Origin of the sequence: Tatumella sp. JGM130 (assembly GCF_018257525.1) — a bacterium.
Taxonomy (GTDB): Bacteria; Pseudomonadota; Gammaproteobacteria; order Enterobacterales; family Enterobacteriaceae; genus Tatumella; species Tatumella punctata.
The window spans coordinates 62,162-77,545 of the sequence record NZ_JAERJS010000005.1; the positions used below are offsets into that span (position 1 = coordinate 62,162).

General features: G+C 52.2%; 19 protein-coding genes. 4 read left to right on the forward strand and 15 right to left on the reverse strand.

Annotated elements, in window-relative coordinates:
* Window positions 1-2: 2 nt before the first annotated feature.
* The 6 genes from JK211_RS03710 to JK211_RS03735 form a co-directional block, all read right to left on the reverse strand.
* Window positions 3-1,256: a valine--pyruvate transaminase gene (locus tag JK211_RS03710; RefSeq protein WP_212707425.1), complete on the reverse strand. Its 1,254-nt coding sequence runs from the start codon at window positions 1,254-1,256 to the stop codon at window positions 3-5.
* A gap of 100 nt (window positions 1,257-1,356) precedes the next feature.
* Complete coding sequence (ghrB, locus tag JK211_RS03715) at window positions 1,357-2,337, reverse strand: glyoxylate/hydroxypyruvate reductase GhrB (protein ID WP_212707331.1); 981 nt, start codon at window positions 2,335-2,337, stop codon at window positions 1,357-1,359.
* Between the two features lie 118 nt (window positions 2,338-2,455).
* Complete coding sequence (locus JK211_RS03720) at window positions 2,456-3,205, reverse strand: sugar phosphate isomerase/epimerase (RefSeq protein WP_212707332.1); 750 nt, start codon at window positions 3,203-3,205, stop codon at window positions 2,456-2,458.
* Window positions 3,206-3,354: 149 nt separating this feature from the next.
* Window positions 3,355-4,377, reverse strand: coding sequence for a LacI family DNA-binding transcriptional regulator (locus JK211_RS03725; protein ID WP_212707333.1), 1,023 nt, complete (start codon window positions 4,375-4,377; stop codon window positions 3,355-3,357).
* A 112-nt stretch (window positions 4,378-4,489) separates the two neighbouring features.
* Window positions 4,490-5,062 carry a DNA-3-methyladenine glycosylase I gene (locus JK211_RS03730; protein WP_212707426.1) on the reverse strand — a complete coding sequence of 191 codons (573 nt, stop codon included), beginning with the start codon at window positions 5,060-5,062 and terminating at the stop codon, window positions 4,490-4,492.
* The gene (locus JK211_RS03735) at window positions 5,037-5,207 is read right to left on the reverse strand and encodes a hypothetical protein (RefSeq protein WP_212707334.1); all 171 of its coding nucleotides are present in this window, start codon (window positions 5,205-5,207) and stop codon (window positions 5,037-5,039) included. The genes JK211_RS03730 and JK211_RS03735 overlap by 26 nt, the downstream gene beginning before the upstream one ends.
* Window positions 5,208-5,248: 41 nt before the next feature.
* On the opposite strand from JK211_RS03735, the gene dnaT reads away from it, so the two are divergent.
* Both dnaT and dnaC read left to right on the forward strand, forming a co-directional pair.
* Complete coding sequence (gene dnaT, locus JK211_RS03740; protein WP_212707335.1) at window positions 5,249-5,794, forward strand: primosomal protein DnaT; 546 nt, start codon at window positions 5,249-5,251, stop codon at window positions 5,792-5,794.
* Window positions 5,794-6,534 (forward strand): DNA replication protein DnaC, encoded by a 741-nt coding sequence (dnaC, locus tag JK211_RS03745; RefSeq protein ID WP_212707336.1) that lies wholly within the window; start codon window positions 5,794-5,796, stop codon window positions 6,532-6,534. Before dnaT ends, dnaC begins: the two co-directional genes overlap by 1 nt.
* Window positions 6,535-6,548: 14 nt before the next feature.
* On the opposite strand, the gene JK211_RS03750 is transcribed toward dnaC, so the two are convergent.
* The 9 genes from JK211_RS03750 to JK211_RS03790 all read right to left on the reverse strand — a co-directional run bounded on the left by JK211_RS03750 (window position 6,549) and on the right by JK211_RS03790 (window position 14,042).
* Complete coding sequence (locus JK211_RS03750) at window positions 6,549-8,450, reverse strand: PRD domain-containing protein (RefSeq protein ID WP_212707337.1); 1,902 nt, start codon at window positions 8,448-8,450, stop codon at window positions 6,549-6,551.
* A gap of 22 nt (window positions 8,451-8,472) precedes the next feature.
* Window positions 8,473-9,213, reverse strand: a complete 741-nt coding sequence (locus JK211_RS03755; RefSeq protein WP_212707338.1) for a KDGP aldolase family protein — start codon at window positions 9,211-9,213, stop codon at window positions 8,473-8,475.
* Window positions 9,204-10,331, reverse strand: coding sequence for a DgaE family pyridoxal phosphate-dependent ammonia lyase (locus tag JK211_RS03760; RefSeq protein ID WP_212707427.1), 1,128 nt, complete (start codon window positions 10,329-10,331; stop codon window positions 9,204-9,206). Before JK211_RS03760 ends, JK211_RS03755 begins: the two co-directional genes overlap by 10 nt.
* Window positions 10,315-11,448: an amidohydrolase/deacetylase family metallohydrolase gene (locus tag JK211_RS03765; RefSeq protein WP_212707339.1), complete on the reverse strand. Its 1,134-nt coding sequence runs from the start codon at window positions 11,446-11,448 to the stop codon at window positions 10,315-10,317. The genes JK211_RS03760 and JK211_RS03765 overlap by 17 nt, the downstream gene beginning before the upstream one ends.
* 73 nt (window positions 11,449-11,521) lie before the next feature.
* Window positions 11,522-12,166, reverse strand: a complete 645-nt coding sequence (locus JK211_RS03770; protein WP_212707340.1) for a DUF4310 family protein — start codon at window positions 12,164-12,166, stop codon at window positions 11,522-11,524.
* Between the two features lie 13 nt (window positions 12,167-12,179).
* A complete protein-coding gene (locus JK211_RS03775) occupies window positions 12,180-12,956 on the reverse strand; it encodes a DUF4311 domain-containing protein (RefSeq protein ID WP_212707341.1) in 777 nt (258 codons plus the stop codon).
* 21 nt (window positions 12,957-12,977) lie between these two features.
* Complete coding sequence (locus tag JK211_RS03780; protein ID WP_212707342.1) at window positions 12,978-13,274, reverse strand: DUF4312 family protein; 297 nt, start codon at window positions 13,272-13,274, stop codon at window positions 12,978-12,980.
* Window positions 13,275-13,277: 3 nt separating this feature from the next.
* A complete protein-coding gene (locus JK211_RS03785) occupies window positions 13,278-13,640 on the reverse strand; it encodes an SFCGS family glycine-rich protein (protein ID WP_212707343.1) in 363 nt (120 codons plus the stop codon).
* A 72-nt stretch (window positions 13,641-13,712) separates the two neighbouring features.
* Window positions 13,713-14,042 carry a glycine dehydrogenase gene (locus JK211_RS03790; protein WP_212707428.1) on the reverse strand — a complete coding sequence of 110 codons (330 nt, stop codon included), beginning with the start codon at window positions 14,040-14,042 and terminating at the stop codon, window positions 13,713-13,715.
* Between the two features lie 321 nt (window positions 14,043-14,363).
* Here JK211_RS03790 and pptA point away from each other — a divergent pair, with 321 nt between their 5' ends.
* Together pptA and ssuE are read left to right on the forward strand one after the other, a co-directional pair.
* The gene (pptA, locus tag JK211_RS03795) at window positions 14,364-14,594 is read left to right on the forward strand and encodes a tautomerase PptA (RefSeq protein ID WP_212707344.1); all 231 of its coding nucleotides are present in this window, start codon (window positions 14,364-14,366) and stop codon (window positions 14,592-14,594) included.
* A gap of 155 nt (window positions 14,595-14,749) precedes the next feature.
* On the forward strand, window positions 14,750-15,304 hold the full coding sequence (gene ssuE, locus JK211_RS03800) for an NADPH-dependent FMN reductase (protein WP_212707345.1): 555 nt from the start codon (window positions 14,750-14,752) through the stop codon (window positions 15,302-15,304).
* The last annotated feature ends 80 nt before the right edge of the window (window positions 15,305-15,384 follow it).

The following is a 15,384-nucleotide window of genomic DNA, read 5'->3' on the forward strand; positions in this document are numbered from 1 at the left end:
AACTAACCTGCTAATGAATATAATTTATCCAGCTCTTCAGCAAGAATAATGACTGCCCGTTCGATTTCTGCATGATCAGGCACATAATTCATTCGCATGCACTGATGGGTATGGGCCCATTCGTCCTGCAATCCGGGGAAAAAGAAATGCCCCGGCACCATCAGTACACCGCGCGCTTTCAGGCGATGGTAGAGTGTTTCGGTGGTGACCGGCAGCTCATGGAACCACAGCCAGAGGAAAATAGCGCCTTCCGGTTTATGGATCAGACAGCGTTCTTCCGGAATGTGGCGGCGGATCAGTGCGATAGTTTCTGCGACCTTATGGCGGTAATAGGGTTTGATCACCTGCTCTGATAATTCCAGTAAATCATTACGACAGATCATCTGGTGGGCAATCGCAGGTCCGACACTGCCCGGGGCCAGGCTGATAATACCGTTCATATTCCCCAGAGCCGTGATTGTCTGCTGGCTGGCGATAATGATCCCGCACCTTGCGCCGGGCAGCCCCAGTTTTGACAGGCTCATACACAGGATAATGTTCTGATTCCACACGGCATTGACGTCGGTAAAAATGATACCCGGAAAAGGCAGCCCATAGGCATTATCGATCAATAGCGGAATATTATGCTGTTGTGCCAGCTTATCCAGTTCCAGCACCTCTGCATCGGTAATCACATTACCTGTCGGGTTGGTGGGTCGTGAGACACAGATCAGACCAATATTGTCATCGACAGTAAGGTTGTCCATATCGATATGATATTTGAACTGCCCTTCCGGCAGATGGCGGATGGCCGGCCTGGCGGCGATAAACAGATCTTCTTCCAGACCCGCATCGGCATAGCCCAGGTATTCCGGGGTCAGAGGGAACAGGACTTTACGTGTTGTTCCGTCAGCCTGTTTACCGGCAAACAGATTGAACAGATAAAAAAAAGCGCTCTGACTGCCATTAGTCAGTGCAATATTTTTGGCAGAAATATCCCAGCCCTGACGTTGCCTGAGTGTTGCTGCCAGACTTTCCAGTAACTTGTCTTTGCCGCGCGGGCCATCATAGTTACACAGCGCTTCTGTCAGTGTGCCACTCTGGTGCATCTCTTCCAGTAATTGCTGAAAATATTCATCCATCTGCGGAATTTTTGCAGGGTTACCGCCGCCGAGCATCACGGTACCCGGGGTACGTAAACCCGCCCCCATATCTTCCATTAAACGGGAAATACCGGTCTGACGGGTAAATTTGTTACCGAACTGAGAAAAGTGCATAGAGGACAATAGTTGGTTAATCGGTGGTAATCTCACCATAGCGCCCGCCATTGGCGGGCGCAATGATTATATTGATGTTTTCTCCGTATTCCGCGGAAAACTAGGCCGGATTAACCGCCTGAGGATTTACACAGTTTTTTTCCAGCTTACCGTCCAGCGCCGCAATCAGATTTTCCACGGCATCACGTTTCATCCCGTAACGTGTTTCATGGGTCGCCGAACCGACATGTGGCAGCGTAACCACATTCGGTAAACTCAGCAGTTCTGCATTTGCCGGAACAGGTTCCTGTTCAAAGACATCCAGCCCTGCGGCATAGAGGGTGTGGTTTTTCAGTGCCCGGGTGAGGGCCTGCTCATCAACGACAGGCCCCCGGCCGGCATTGATCAATATCGCGCTGGGTTTCATACGGGACAGTTGTTCTTCGCCGATTAAATGCCGGGTTTGTTCAGTCAGCGGCAGAATAACACACACAAAATCACTCTGTTCAAGCAGCTGATTAATATCACAATATTTTGCAGAAAACCGTGATTCTGCCTGCGGGTGGTGTTTACGTGCGTTATACAGGATATTCATACCAAAGCCGTAATGAGCACGTTGTGCGACGGCCATCCCGATACGGCCCATGCCAACAATACCCAGAGTTTTATGGTGCACATCAATACTAAAGTGTTCAGGGCCAATACTTTTTTTCCATTCGCCGGCTTTGACCCAGCTATCCAACTCGGTCACCCGGCGTGCACTGGCGAGGATCAGTGCGAACACCGTGTCAGCGACGGTTTCGGTCAATACGGTAGGGGTATGCATTAATGCAATCCGGCGCGCATCCAGTGCATCAAGATCAAACAGATCGTAACCGACAGAAATTGTTGAACAGGCGCGCAATGCCGGCATCTGCTCCAGTAAGGCCTGATCGACTTTACTGCCGGAACCCAGCAGGCCCACAGCCTCAGAAAATGCAGCTGCATGACTGGCAATGGTGTGGCTGTCCAGATTGCTGACTTCGGTGACCTGGTAACGGGCTTCCAGCTGACTGCGCAAATCAGCGGGTAATGGTTCATAAAGTATTACGGAAGGTTTCATTCAGTCTCTCTTTATCATTACTGGTTGAGTTATACCGCGGGTCCCGTACCGACATTATCGGTGGTTCCGGAAAACAGAGGAGTAATCAGCCGGGAATATTCAGCGGACGGTGCACCGATCAGTCTTGCCGGAGCAAACTGACATAGCGACGGGTGACCGCAGTTAAGTCGCCGCCTGATAATGGAAATTCGATGCCTCGCGGTACGCGGGCGGGCAGGGCAGCCAGTAACTCGCGCCACTGGCTGTCATGCTCATCGGGCGGAACGGCCTGAAAGCCCGAAGGGTGCGGAATGGCGACTTTGACATGAATATAACTGACATAGGGGGCTAACCGGCTGGCGGCTTGTTCGGGAGATTCCCCGATCCATCGCCAGTTGCCTGTGTCGAATGTCATGCCCTGCAGTTTTTCAATACCATTGAAAGCGAAGAAAAAATCTTCCATCGGTGCGATTTTTCCGCCAGCCGTCTGATCATTCTCAATAACAATCGGGACCGGACAGGCTTCAATTGCCGCTGTCAGTTGTTGTCGGGTGACATCTCCGGCAGGGTACCCGAGGGATAATTTCAGTACCCCGGCATTGAGTATTGCGGCTTCCTCAAAGTAGGTCTGCAGGCCGGGGTTGATTACTCCGGGTGCGGTGAACAATGTATCCGGTACTGAATAGAAGGCGGTTAGCCGGTGACGGGCGATATCGGCCGCCAGAGCAGGCAGCCTGCTGAGTTCATCGTCAGAAAATAGCTCACGGCGGATTTCGACACCGTCAGCTCCGGCTTGCTCAATAACCGGAAGAAAAGCCCGCTGGCCTCCGGCAGCCAGTACTTCCTGTTTACCGTATGCTCCGGTAACGACAATAATCTCAGCTTCCATGTTCTGCCCCTTATGCTTTATCAGTCATGCATTAAGAATTTCTCACTTATACGCTATTTCTATCCGAATGGTATCGGTTCCACCAGGCGGAAAACAAAATATTAGATGTATATCTCAAAACTGACTGATTATTACTGCAGCAGCGTATTTCAGAGTGGCTGACTGGAGCCGCGTACCACCAGTTCACCACTAAAAAATTGTTCTGTTTTTTCAGCGTCCGGATGTTTAATCCGGTGAATGACGCTTTGCAGTGCCCTGTAACCAATCTGGTGGGTTGGCTGTTTCAGGGTGGTAATACCGCTCCCGACCAGTGAAGACCAGTTCATTTCATCGAACCCGACCAGCCCGGCATCGGTACCGGTGACAACCGCTTGCGCCTGCAACTCTTTCACCACCTGTAATGTCAGCGGCCCGTTAGCGGAGATAATGGCACAGCGCTGATGGCGGTGACGGTGCAGGAAATCTTTCAGACAAAGACTCAGCTCCGATGTCTGATGCAGGGCAATCTCCGCATTTTCACCCTCGACATCGGGACAGGCAGCGATTGTCTGCCGGAAAGTCTCAAGTCTTTCACGGCGGGTATTGACGCTGCCAATGGGTTCACTGATAAACAACAGAGCCGTGTATCCATTATCAGCCAGATGACGGGTCACTTTTTCTGACGCTTCATGGTTATCGAGGCCGATAACATCACAATCGAAATCAGCAATTTTCCGATCAATCAGGGTCATCGGCAGGCGCGATTGTTGTAACCTGCCGAGTTCTTCTTCCCGCATGCCGACAGCATTAACGATAATTCCTTCCACCTGATAGCTGCTCAGCAACTGGATATAGTATTGCTCCAGGGCAAGTTCGTTATTGGTATTACACATCAGCAGGGTAAAGCCATAGTCTCTGCAGGCGGCTTCAATGCCGCACATTATCTCAACTGAATAGGCATTGGTGATATCCGCAATAATCAGACCAATCAGTCGTGTCCGGCCGCGTTTCAGGCTGCGAGCCATCTGGCTTGGCCGGTAATCGAGGGCGGCAATTGCCTGCGCGATGCGTTCTTTTAACGCGGGAGATAATATATCCAGCTCACCATTAAGGTAGCGGGAAACACTGGTTTTACCTGTGCCCGCGGCTCTGGCGACGTCGCTGATTGTGGCTCTTGCTGGCCTGCTGGTCATTCCGTCTGTCTCCTGTTAAACCCGCAGGAAAGCGGATCCTTTGGGTTAATTATGCCTGTCTGTAAGGAGAGATTCGACCCTGCAGTACGTTCATCGGGTTATTTACCGGCATTCACTGACCGGAGGGGAGGTTATCCTGGTGGCAAAAACAGTCCGTCTGGTGATCGATAATCATACCTGTCGCCTGCATAAATGCATGGCAGATGGTCGGTCCGATAAAGGTAAACCCCCGCTTTTTCAGGGCCGCGGACAGGCGGGTTGCCTGAGGGCTGGTGGTCGGTGCGTCACGATAGCAGGCATAGCGGCTCACCTGTGGCTGATGATTGACGAATCCCCATAAAAAATCACTGAATGGCTCACCGGCCGACTCCATCGCCAGCATCGCCCTGGCATTGGTAAGCAGTGACGTTATTTTCCCCCGGTGACGAATTATTGAGGGATCGCGCAAGCGTTGTTCAATATCGTCATCAGTCATGCCGGCTATTTTACGGGCCGAAAACTGGTGGAATAATCGCCGGTAGGCCTCGCGCTTACGCAGTACGGTTATCCACGACAGACCGGCCTGCTGACCTTCGAGGCACAGCATTTCAAATAAGCGCTGCGGATCTTTAACGGGGACGCCCCATTCATGGTCATGGTAGGCAATATAAAGCGGGTCATCACTGACCCAGCCACAACGTGTAATCACCATTCTTCTCTCCTGCCAGTGAGTGCCGGGCCTGCCCGTTACCGCCAGACAGTGTCTTTCTGGCCGTCATATTGATCTCATGTTTTTGCGATCCGCGACGACAAACTTGATACACTATCTGCCGGTGGTTCGGTGGTGTCATTCATACCCTGAACAGAAAATTCTATAACATCAGGTTCTGCTATGCCGGTTAAAATTTTAGCCTCATCAATCATCGGGCTGGATGAATTCAGCCAGGATCCCGTTTCTGCACTGCAAAGCGCCGGGCAGGGAACGCTTGCGGTATTTAACCAGAATGCCCCGGTGATGTATGCGCTGACCGCTGAGCGGCTGGCAGAACTGTTAGCTGCGGAAACTGCGCTGCAACGACCGGCGGATATCGTGCTGGATGAACAGTTCTTTGACCCGCAAGCGGCATCGCCCGCCGCCTTACGTATTCCGGCCGGTAAGTTTCCGATGTTTGCCGGCTGGCAGCCTGATAAAGATTTTCAGCGTCAGGCAGCACTGTGGGGAATAGCCCTGAGTGAACCAGTTACCGATGAAGAGCTGGCCTCATTTGTCGCTTACTGGCAGGCTGAAGGACGGGTGTTTCATCATGTCCAGTGGCAGCAGAAACTGGCCCGCTCTCTGCAGACAGGCAGAGTGACTAAATACAGCCAGGGACGCCGTGACCTGACCGGGGTAGCAGAACCGGACCGTCAGACACCTAATGGCTTCAGGGGGGAATAATGAAAACACCGGAAAATCTTTTCAGTCGTTTACAAAGATTAATGCCTGCCGGGATCCAGCCTAAATTTACCAGTGGCGAGGAGTTACTGGCGTGGAATAAGCAGCAAGGCTTGCTGCGCTCGCAGGCAATTGTGCGTGAAAATCGTGCGATGAAAATGCAGCGTATTATGGGGCGTTCCGGGATCAGAGAGCTGCATATTAACTGCTCATTTGATAATTATCGTGTGGAATGTGAAGCACAGGGTAAGGCCCTGGCCATGGCGAGACAGTACGCCGCTGAATTTGAACACAGTATTGCCAGTTTTGTGTTTTCCGGTCGTCCCGGTACCGGCAAAAATCACCTGGCAGCGGCAATAGGTAACGATCTTATTTTACGGGGTAAGAGTGTACTGATTGTGACAGTCGCTGATCTTATGTCCAATATGAAAGGCACCTTTAGCGGCGACAGCGACCTGACCGAAGAAGGGCTGATCCATGATCTGAGTAGTGTGGATTTGCTGGTGATTGATGAAATCGGTATGCAGACAGAATCGCGCTATGAAAAGGTTATTATTAACCAGATAGTTGATCGTCGTTCTTCTTCTAAACGGCCGACCGGTATGCTTTCTAACCTCAATCACGATGGGATGAACGCATTACTGGGTGAACGTGTGATGGATCGTATGCGGCTGGGGAACAGTATGTGGGTGCGTTTTGACTGGGATAGCTACCGTGATCGGGTGCGGGGTGATGAGTACTAAGCCGTGGCCGGGAGTCAGTGCTCCGTCACCGACTGATGTAAACATTGCAGGGTTGTCAGGGTAAAATCGGAGAAATTTTTGCAGTGTCGCAGTAATAATGCAGATTTCCGGCACATCAGAGCGACAAACAGTTCATAGAGCGCCATGATTTCTGCATATTCGGTTTTACTGATCGCCAGCAAAAAAATGACATAGGCCCGTTCTTCTCCCCAGGGCACACCGTCTGGTGCCAGCAAAGTATAAACCACGGTTTTTTTGGCTTGCAGCCCGATGGCGTGAGGCAGGGCAATACCTTCACCCAGCAGCGTACTGACAATTTGCTCACGTTCGCTCACCGAAGCATAAAAGTGTTCATCAACAATATCTTCCTGCTGTAACTGATCACATACTCTGCGGAACAGTTCTGCACGGGTCAGCGGCTGGCTGAGGATCATAAAATGACGGGCATCAAAAAAACGTTCCAGCATCCGTGGCCAGGTACGATCTGTAAATACCTGACGACCAATCATCTCCCACTGATATTCACTCGGGAAGGGTGACATTACGACGACCGGTTTATTTTTGGTACTGAGACGTACGGTGGAGATAACAAAGTCTTCTTCAATGACAGACTGCTGTTGATACTCTCGCAGGGTAACCGTCTTTTTGATCATAATCTGCGGGTAGCGACGCAGCAGCAGAGCTTCGATGACCCTGATAGTTGATTGACCGGTATTACAGACCACCAGGACTTGCGGCTGATATTGTTTACCCGACGGAGACAGTCTTTCCAGACCGACCCCGATATGCAGAACCAGAAATCCGATTTCATTTTCACTGATCGGGTAATGCATTTTCCCGGCACATTCAGAGACCGCAGCCAGGGTCATATCATAGGCCATCGGGTAATACTGTTTGATATTGCTGAGTAAGGGATTCGGGATGGTAATTTGGTAACGTACGCGGGTCAGCATAGTGCGGATATGGGCGAGAAGATCACTGCATAACTGTGTATCGTGACACAGGTCAAAATTATAATGCCGGCCGATATAACTCAGAATAGCATTCATCAGCCGGAGGCTTTCATCAGGAAACCAGAGGCTGACTGTGTCTTCTCCGTGACGACGGGCGGCAATGTTGATACCGAGACAGGTCTCCTCGGCTTCCGGGACCTCTGACCCGCCGGGCAGTAGCTGGCGTATAATCTGCCGTGCGGCATGGCGTACCTCGGGGGCCATATCATCGGCGGTAAAATCATCAAGCCGATATCCCGCTTTCAGGCGTTGCAGCGAAATACTGCAATATAACTGCAGATAAAGGACATTATTATCGCTCATACGGATGTTATAGCGGCTGAAACTCTGGTGGAGAATATCGGGTAGTGCCGGGTTTATCTCCGGGCTGAACAGGGTGATGGCATTATCAGGCTGGATCTGCTGACAGTAAAAGTCAGTCAGACAATGACGGAGCGCCCGTTCACTGCCGAACAATTTCATGCCATACCTTGGCCTGTTTTCTATGGTCAGCCGGTAACGGTGGAATGTCTGGCGTACTTCTGCCATTTCACTTTGCAGGGTCGCGCGGCTGATAAAACATTCATCGGCCAGCTCTTCCAGCTTTACCGCCCCGCTGGCCGTGAGAAAGCGGTGCAGTAAATAATGTACCCGGGCAGCAGGAGAACGCGGGACATTATCCGGCCGGGTGCTCTGCGGCAACTGACTGAAGCGGGTTTTATCCGTAATCTGCAACTGGTAGCCCGCTCCGCGGATAAGACGGCAGCGGGCACCGTAGTCAGCCAGTAACTGGTTCAGACAGGTGATGTCCGTACGCAGTGTGCGTGTGGAAACCGTGAGCCGCCTCGCCAGTTCATCCGGCGGCAGTACTTCGTTTTGCAACTGTTCAAAGAGCAGCGCAATGCGCTGACTAGGGAATTTCACGGTTTCCTTTCTCCGGAGGTTATCAGCCTAATTGCTGCATTGTCATCTCAAGCAGCTTACCCACATCCTGCGGGCGCGAGTTACCTGTCTGCGGATCAATAATCGAACTGTAAATATGCGGAATAATTTTTTCGACCCCTGCATCCAGCGCTATTTTCAGGATTGCCGGATAATTTTGCAGGGTGATACCCCCTGTCGGTTCGAGCCAGAACCCCTGATCAGCACAGGCTTCGGCAACCGCTTTGTACTCATCAATCGCCTGCAGGCCGCCCATCGGGAAATATTTTACCGAACTGCCCCCCATGTCTCTGAGCAATGCAATGGCACTGGCCACGGGCACAATTGCATCCGCCGCCCGTGAACTCAGGGGACCGGTAGATATTTTTACCTGGCCCGGAATACCGGCAGGGGAGATCAGCCCATTGACAATGGTCTGCGTCTGCCCCAGTAAAGCCCTGCAGGTCGCAACACCGGTAAAAACCTGATTTACATGCTGCGGCTGAAGCCGGGCAGCAATCGCACTGACCATCGCTGATTGTTGCGGGTCTCCGCCCCCTAAACCCACTGACAGGGCATTTTCGGTGACGGCTGCATACTCGCGCATATCTGCCACAGCACTGTCGACCGACGTATACTTTTTAGATAAGACCCCAATCAGTACATAACCTTTTGCCGCCAGCCAGAGTTGCCCGGCATTTTCTTTCGAACCGGCCAGTACATTCAGGCAGACCCGATTCTGATAAAAATGAGTGGTCAGGGACATAGGATTTTTTCTCCGTTGAGGATGGTAGTAATCCGCTGGAAAATAAAAGTCAGCTGTGTGGTACTGATACTGCGTACATCCACTTCTATACTGCCTTCGCTGGCGTTATAACCGCGGCAATAGATAGCAATATCGCCTTCCTGTAATTGCTGAAGGATCTGTCCGGCCGTCTGGCCGGTCACTGTTTCATCAAACTGAATCCGCGTCCGGGCAATCTGGCGGCCTGCGGTGTCATACACCACACTGGCATCAACACCGCTAAGTGTATTAAGCTGGCGGATAAAAGGCGCCATTTTTGCTTCCATATCGGCCATGGCGGGCCTGCTGCGTTGCAGGTAACGCTCTATCGCCTTGCTGAGGCCAAGAATATTTTCCTTGCCGACCTTCATGGCACGTCCGATGCCGGATGATTGTTGCCTCACCCATCTGACGGGCTGCTGCCGGCCAGCCACCAACCCGCTGGCTGGTCCTTCAATGGCTTTCGCACCACTGTAAATCACCAGGTCAGCACCACAGTGAGAGTAATACTGCAGGTCTTCCTCGGCGGCGGCATCGACGATCAGCGGGACATGGTGTTGTCTGGCGACTGTGACCGCCTGTTCAATACTAAGATGGCTCTTCTGCACACAATGGTGGGATTTGATATATAAAATAGCCGCCGTTCGCGGAGTAATGGCCATCGCCAGCTGTGCGGGCGTGCACTGGTTAGCGTAACCGGCTTCTTTGAGTTGTCCGCCGCCCAGTGCCACCAGGGTACCTACGGGAGCGCCAAAATTCACGTTGTGCCCTTTGGCTATCACTATTTCATGGGGAACCTGTAATGGTGCCGTGTGCAGGTTTTCCAGTAACCAGGGATCATCTTTGACGATGACTCCGGCGATGGCCTGAGTGATACCGGCCGCAGCACAGGATACGACCACGGCATCTTCGGTCCCGAGTAAACCGGCAATATATCGCCCGCTATTCTCTGTCAGTGCCTGCATTTCGAAATAGTGGCTCAGACCGTCACTGACCGCCCGGATAACATCATCATCCGGGGTTGAAACACCGAGGATAGTCATACGGCCAGAGGCATTAATCACCTCTTTCAGTCCGTATTTTTCATACACTGAAGACATGGTTTTTTTTTCCTTCATCAGTTATACACCAGTGCCCGCCGGTAATGGCTGCCAGCGGCCGTAGCAGATACTCGCCATCCAGGGTATTGCCCTCCGCATCAGTAAACTGTTGCCGGTCCCTGCTGAGATCAAAAATAGTCAGGTCAGCATCCGCGCCTGGCGCCAGGCGGCCTTTTCCCTGTAAATTCAGCGCAAGGGCCGGATGGCAAGTTACACGGTCAAGGACTTGCGAGAGGGTCATCCCGAGATGAAGAAATGCGGACATTACCCGCGCAAGACTCCGGACCGGGCCCTGTCGCCGGTTCTGGCAGTAAATATCGGAGCTGATAGTATCGGGCAAAATCCCCCGGCCAATCGCTGTACGCGCCACCTCAAAAACGAAACTGGCACTGCCATGCCCGACATCCAGCAGGACGCCGCGCTGCAATGCATGGCTGACAGAGGTTTTCAATCCCCCGTCGGGGGTAAGTATCTGATTGGGTTTGCCGTTAAAACAATGGGTAATAATATCGCCCTGTCGCAACTGCCGGGTAATCTCATCAAGCCCGGGCGGCGCATTTCCCAGATGAACCATCAGGGGCAAGCCGGGATTTTCCTGCTGCATCTGGCGGGCGATTAATAAGGGCGTTATGCCATTATCTCCGACGACACTGCTGCTCATCCGGGCTTTCAGGCCCACAATAAACGCCGGATAATCCTGTATTGCCCGCCGGACGGCAGTATTATCAATCAGTGACAGTGCGGAGAGTTCATCCTGTCGGGCAATACCGCAGCGGGCAATATTCAGCAGGGCATAGACACAGGTACGGACCGTTCGGGTTAACTGATAGAAATCGCCGATGTTATCGGCACCGGTACTGCCGGCATCAATAATGGTGGTGACCCCTTGTTCCACACCGACCTTATCCGGTTCATCATGATAAACCGGTGATGGCGGGTAACAATGCACATGGCAATCTATCCAGCCGGCACTGACCAGGTAACGGCCATTCAGCGGGTATTCCCTGAGAGCATTACCGGGAAACTGCCCGAGTGCCGCAATCCTGCCCTCTTGTACCGCGATATCTGCCAGTTTCCCGTCACCGAGACGCGCACCGCGAATGATAAAATCAAACATCAGAACTCCTTATCCGTCAGACAATCATTCTGCCTCCGTCATGATCATCCGTCGGGAAGCAGAGCCGCCGCACTCACAGAGAGACAGGGAAAAGGGTACCCAGTAACATTGCACCGAGAATAGCACCGCCGGTAATCGGCTTATCCCACAGATAAAACAGCAGTGCACCGGCCAGTGACCCGAGGCCAATCGGTATGGACGTTGCCATGGCTGACAGAATAATCAGTGGCCCGAGAAAACGGCCTGATGCGTTACCGGCCCCCATCATGACGTCAGCACCGTAGGTTGAATGGCTGTTATTAATCGTGAATTTCCTTGCCAGGATAATAATGTAGCCAATCGCCAGCCCGAGCAGAAAACCGGTGACCAGAGATAACAGAAAGCTGGTCACCGGTAAGGTGATCCCTGCGGCCAGCAGCAGAGCCGGTACCCCCAGGCCGATACCGGTCTGGATTGCGCCACCAATATCCAGGATACCGACCAGTGAACCTTCGATTATCCTGGCGAACAGGAAACTGGCACCGAATGCGGCGACAGCGCCATAGACACCAGTTTCTATCCCGGAACGCAGCATTGAAACAAAGGCCACCTCATTAAATGCCCCGATACCATAGACGTAGTACATATGGGTTCCGGCGAAGACACCGGCAGAGAGCAGGCCGACAAACAGAGGAAACGCGCGGTCGGCGTACCAGAAGTTGTCTTGTGACGATTCCATGGTGATAAGTCTCCTATTTACCGTTCAGCAGGTTATGCAGAGCTCCCAGCCAGCCAGGAACATCCAGCCGGAAGGATTGCAACATCTGGATATCGAATCCGCGGAAGAAAGCGCTCATGGCAAACAGGACGATAACGGCGGCCATCATAATATTAGTGATCCTGTTCCAGCCACTTTCCTCCACACCCTTACCAATCAGGATCCCCAGTACGACACCGGGAACAGCATTCCCCATGATCAGCTGGGATAACCCGCCAAAAACCGTGGCCCAGAGGCCAGACTTTTTACCGGCATCGATCGCTGCCAGCCAGAAGATCACCGGCATAACCGTGTTAACCAGCAGGTTGGCCGCCGGGACCAGTACTTTCACCGCCGTAACCTGCAGCGCCGCCGGCACCGCCGAAGCCGTCGAATTGAGAAATGTCACCACCAGCATCCCGATCAGGGTGCAGGCAAGGGTCATTTTTTTCGGATCGTGCAGGGTTTTCGCGACATTACGGTTGCTGATTAGCAGAACGGCAGCTCCCCAGTTGGGGATAATACGATGGTCAACATCCTGGGTGAATGCACCCGCAGCGACCGAGGATGCCCAGGCATTAAAGAAAAACCCCAGTCCGAAGGAGAAATGAGAAGCAGGATCACCGGCACAGGAATTAAGCTCACCTAACGTTCTGAATGCTCCCATACCTTGTGTCGCCGGCGCATGAAACATACGCGCTGCCCCGGCACCGACCCCCGCGCCCACCAGACCGCCAATAATCAGTGATTTAAATAAAATGAGTAAAAACATAGTGCTTTCCTCGTCGCAGAGCTACTGCAGGGTGAAATTGATACTTTCCGTATCAACGGCAGAAACACTGGCGGTAATTTCCAGCTCAATACTGTAGCGGTAACGTTTTCTCGCCAGGAAAAAGAACAAAAATCGCTCACGCTTACACTGATAATTGGCCTGAATCACTTTCACTTCCCGGGGTTCAATGCGCAGTAACACTTTACGTGTCGATAACAATACCGCCCTCTGTACCTGGCCGAGGGCATCAGTAAAGGCACTGACTTTGCTGATACCGTTTCCCCTGACCCTGACGGTGGTGACAAATTGTTCCTTCATCGGCTATCCACCGTATTTTTTTATCCAGGCCTGCACCAGCCGCTCTCCGAGTACTTCCTGATCCATAAAACCGAAGCCCAGCACTTTGTTTCCCTCGTTAATCGCCGTGACACCCTCGTCAACCGAACGCATGCCATACTTTGCCGGATACCCATATGTTGTCCGGGCGGTAATCGCTCCTGCGCCGCCGCTGCCGCAAAAAGAGAGGCCGAATGATGCACCCTGCGCATGCATGGTTTCGCCCAGCTTCATATCTGCCGCAACGCCGGCAATCACGATGGCGGTACCTCCCGCTTTTTCTACCCCGGCCGCGACTTTCTGACCTTTGCCCAGACGGTCTCCAATCACTACGATCACCTTTGACATATTTTCTTCCTTATTGAGGGGGGGATAACGCGCCTGTACTGTTTTTCAGGCGTGGCTGCAGGCGACAAAACCTCAGGGGGATTCTCTGGCTACTTCGAAATGAACCGATAATAGCCATGCTTCTTCCTGCGGCAGATTACCGAACAGGCTGACGATGCTGGTGGCCAGTGCCATTGACGCCGGGGAGATTTCATCAAATAGCTCCCTGTCGACCACTGGCAAGGCTTCGCCGGTTCGTGAGCGCAGAGCCATGGCCTGAACGTGTGATTGCAACATCTGTTGCTGTACCGCGGTGGGATGGATACCTGAGGCGGTAAACAGGCAGTGAATCTGTGACATTATCTGGTCGGCAAGTCCCTGAATGGCGAGTTGCTGATCTGTCATTGCTGCTGCCTGCTCCATAGTGACTCCTTTTGCCTGCTGTTTCGCGAAGAACACTGAATCCCTGTTTACGGAATCAATACAGTAGCCTGTGGCAGCGGGGCTGTGTAGCCGGCAGTTTTTCCTGCTGGCTGTGGAAAAAGTCGCGGTGAAGATGATCAGTCGCACAAAAAAACAGCGCATACACCAACGGATTATCTAATTCTGTTATGGCGGCAGAATGCTCCTGACGCAGCAGCCACGTGTGTATAACGGATGCGGACTTTCCTGTGACAGATTCTGATGTCATTATCGGAACCGTCGCCTTATACAGCGTATTATCTATTCAGACAGGAGCCGGTTATGCCGCATATTGAAATACAGTCTTTTCCACGTGAGTTAACTGATGAGCAAAAAACAGCCCTGGCCGGGGCCATGACCGCAGTGTTACAGGAACATCTGAACAGCAGTGATTCAGCGGTCAGTATTGCACTGAAATATGTGCCGCAGGAAAACTGGAAATCCACGGTCTGGGATACGCAAATTGCGCCACAGATGGATCAACTGATAAAGAAACCCGGCTATCAGCTATAAAATAACCGCATAACAGCCATCCGCGTAGCCGGCGGTACGGATTATTCATATCCGGCAATAGCTTTGCCGGATATATTATTTTTCCTTAACCGGTAATTCTGTCATGCTGTGGACACATTTTCTGCTGAAAACAACACACTGATAAGGGGACAGTCATGCGGGTAGTGACTTTAGCCGGAAGTCCGCGTTTTCCTTCGCGCTCTGCGGCATTACTGACACGTAGCCAAAAAATACTTGAATCCCGGGGGGTCGAAGTCCTGCCGTGGAATATTCAGCATTTTGAGCCCGCGGATTTAATTCAGGCCCGGTTTGATGCACCTGCAATCTCTCTGTTTAAAGAAGACCTTGCCAGTGCGCAGGGACTGATTATTGCAACGCCGGTATATAAAGCGTCTTACTCCGGAGCATTAAAAACCGTACTGGATCTGTTACCTGAACGGGCACTGGAAAATAAAGTAGTATTACCGGTGGCGACTGCCGGCAGTCATGCGCATATGCTGGCAATCGATTATGCACTTAAACCGGTGCTGGGTGCCCTGAAAGCCAGGGATATTCTGCATGGGGTTTTTGCCAACGATTCGCAAATCATCCCTGGAGAAAGGGATGTACAGATTGATGATGTGATCCTCACACGGCTCAATGATGAACTGGACGCGTTTCTCAATGCGCTGAACCGTTTGCACAGGGTGTCTGCTGAGCTTGTTGCCTGACCGATACGCGACGGTCGTTTCGGCCGTCCGTGTCTGTCACCCGTCTCATTGTGCGGTAGTTGTACTCTGCTGAACGGCGC

Bases quoted from the DNA above. Each gene is read 5' to 3' on its own strand.
- JK211_RS03755 (WP_212707338.1), bottom strand. From the start codon at position 9,213: ATGTCCCTGACCACTCATTTTTATCAGAATCGGGTCTGCCTGAATGTA.
- JK211_RS03775 (WP_212707341.1), bottom strand. From the start codon at position 12,956: ATGTTTTTACTCATTTTATTTAAATCACTGATTATTGGCGGTCTGGTG.
- ghrB (WP_212707331.1), bottom strand. From the start codon at position 2,337: ATGAAACCTTCCGTAATACTTTATGAACCATTACCCGCTGATTTGCGC.
- JK211_RS03780 (WP_212707342.1), bottom strand. From the start codon at position 13,274: ATGAAGGAACAATTTGTCACCACCGTCAGGGTCAGGGGAAACGGTATC.
- JK211_RS03770 (WP_212707340.1), bottom strand. From the start codon at position 12,166: ATGGAATCGTCACAAGACAACTTCTGGTACGCCGACCGCGCGTTTCCT.
- JK211_RS03710 (WP_212707425.1), bottom strand. From the start codon at position 1,256: ATGCACTTTTCTCAGTTCGGTAACAAATTTACCCGTCAGACCGGTATT.
- dnaC (WP_212707336.1), top strand. From the start codon at position 5,794: ATGAAAACACCGGAAAATCTTTTCAGTCGTTTACAAAGATTAATGCCT.
- JK211_RS03785 (WP_212707343.1), bottom strand. From the start codon at position 13,640: ATGTCAAAGGTGATCGTAGTGATTGGAGACCGTCTGGGCAAAGGTCAG.
- JK211_RS03720 (WP_212707332.1), bottom strand. From the start codon at position 3,205: ATGGAAGCTGAGATTATTGTCGTTACCGGAGCATACGGTAAACAGGAA.
- ssuE (WP_212707345.1), top strand. From the start codon at position 14,750: ATGCGGGTAGTGACTTTAGCCGGAAGTCCGCGTTTTCCTTCGCGCTCT.
- pptA (WP_212707344.1), top strand. From the start codon at position 14,364: ATGCCGCATATTGAAATACAGTCTTTTCCACGTGAGTTAACTGATGAG.
- JK211_RS03760 (WP_212707427.1), bottom strand. From the start codon at position 10,331: ATGTCTTCAGTGTATGAAAAATACGGACTGAAAGAGGTGATTAATGCC.
- JK211_RS03725 (WP_212707333.1), bottom strand. From the start codon at position 4,377: ATGACCAGCAGGCCAGCAAGAGCCACAATCAGCGACGTCGCCAGAGCC.
- JK211_RS03765 (WP_212707339.1), bottom strand. From the start codon at position 11,448: ATGTTTGATTTTATCATTCGCGGTGCGCGTCTCGGTGACGGGAAACTG.
- JK211_RS03735 (WP_212707334.1), bottom strand. From the start codon at position 5,207: ATGACACCACCGAACCACCGGCAGATAGTGTATCAAGTTTGTCGTCGC.
- dnaT (WP_212707335.1), top strand. From the start codon at position 5,249: ATGCCGGTTAAAATTTTAGCCTCATCAATCATCGGGCTGGATGAATTC.
- JK211_RS03790 (WP_212707428.1), bottom strand. From the start codon at position 14,042: ATGGAGCAGGCAGCAGCAATGACAGATCAGCAACTCGCCATTCAGGGA.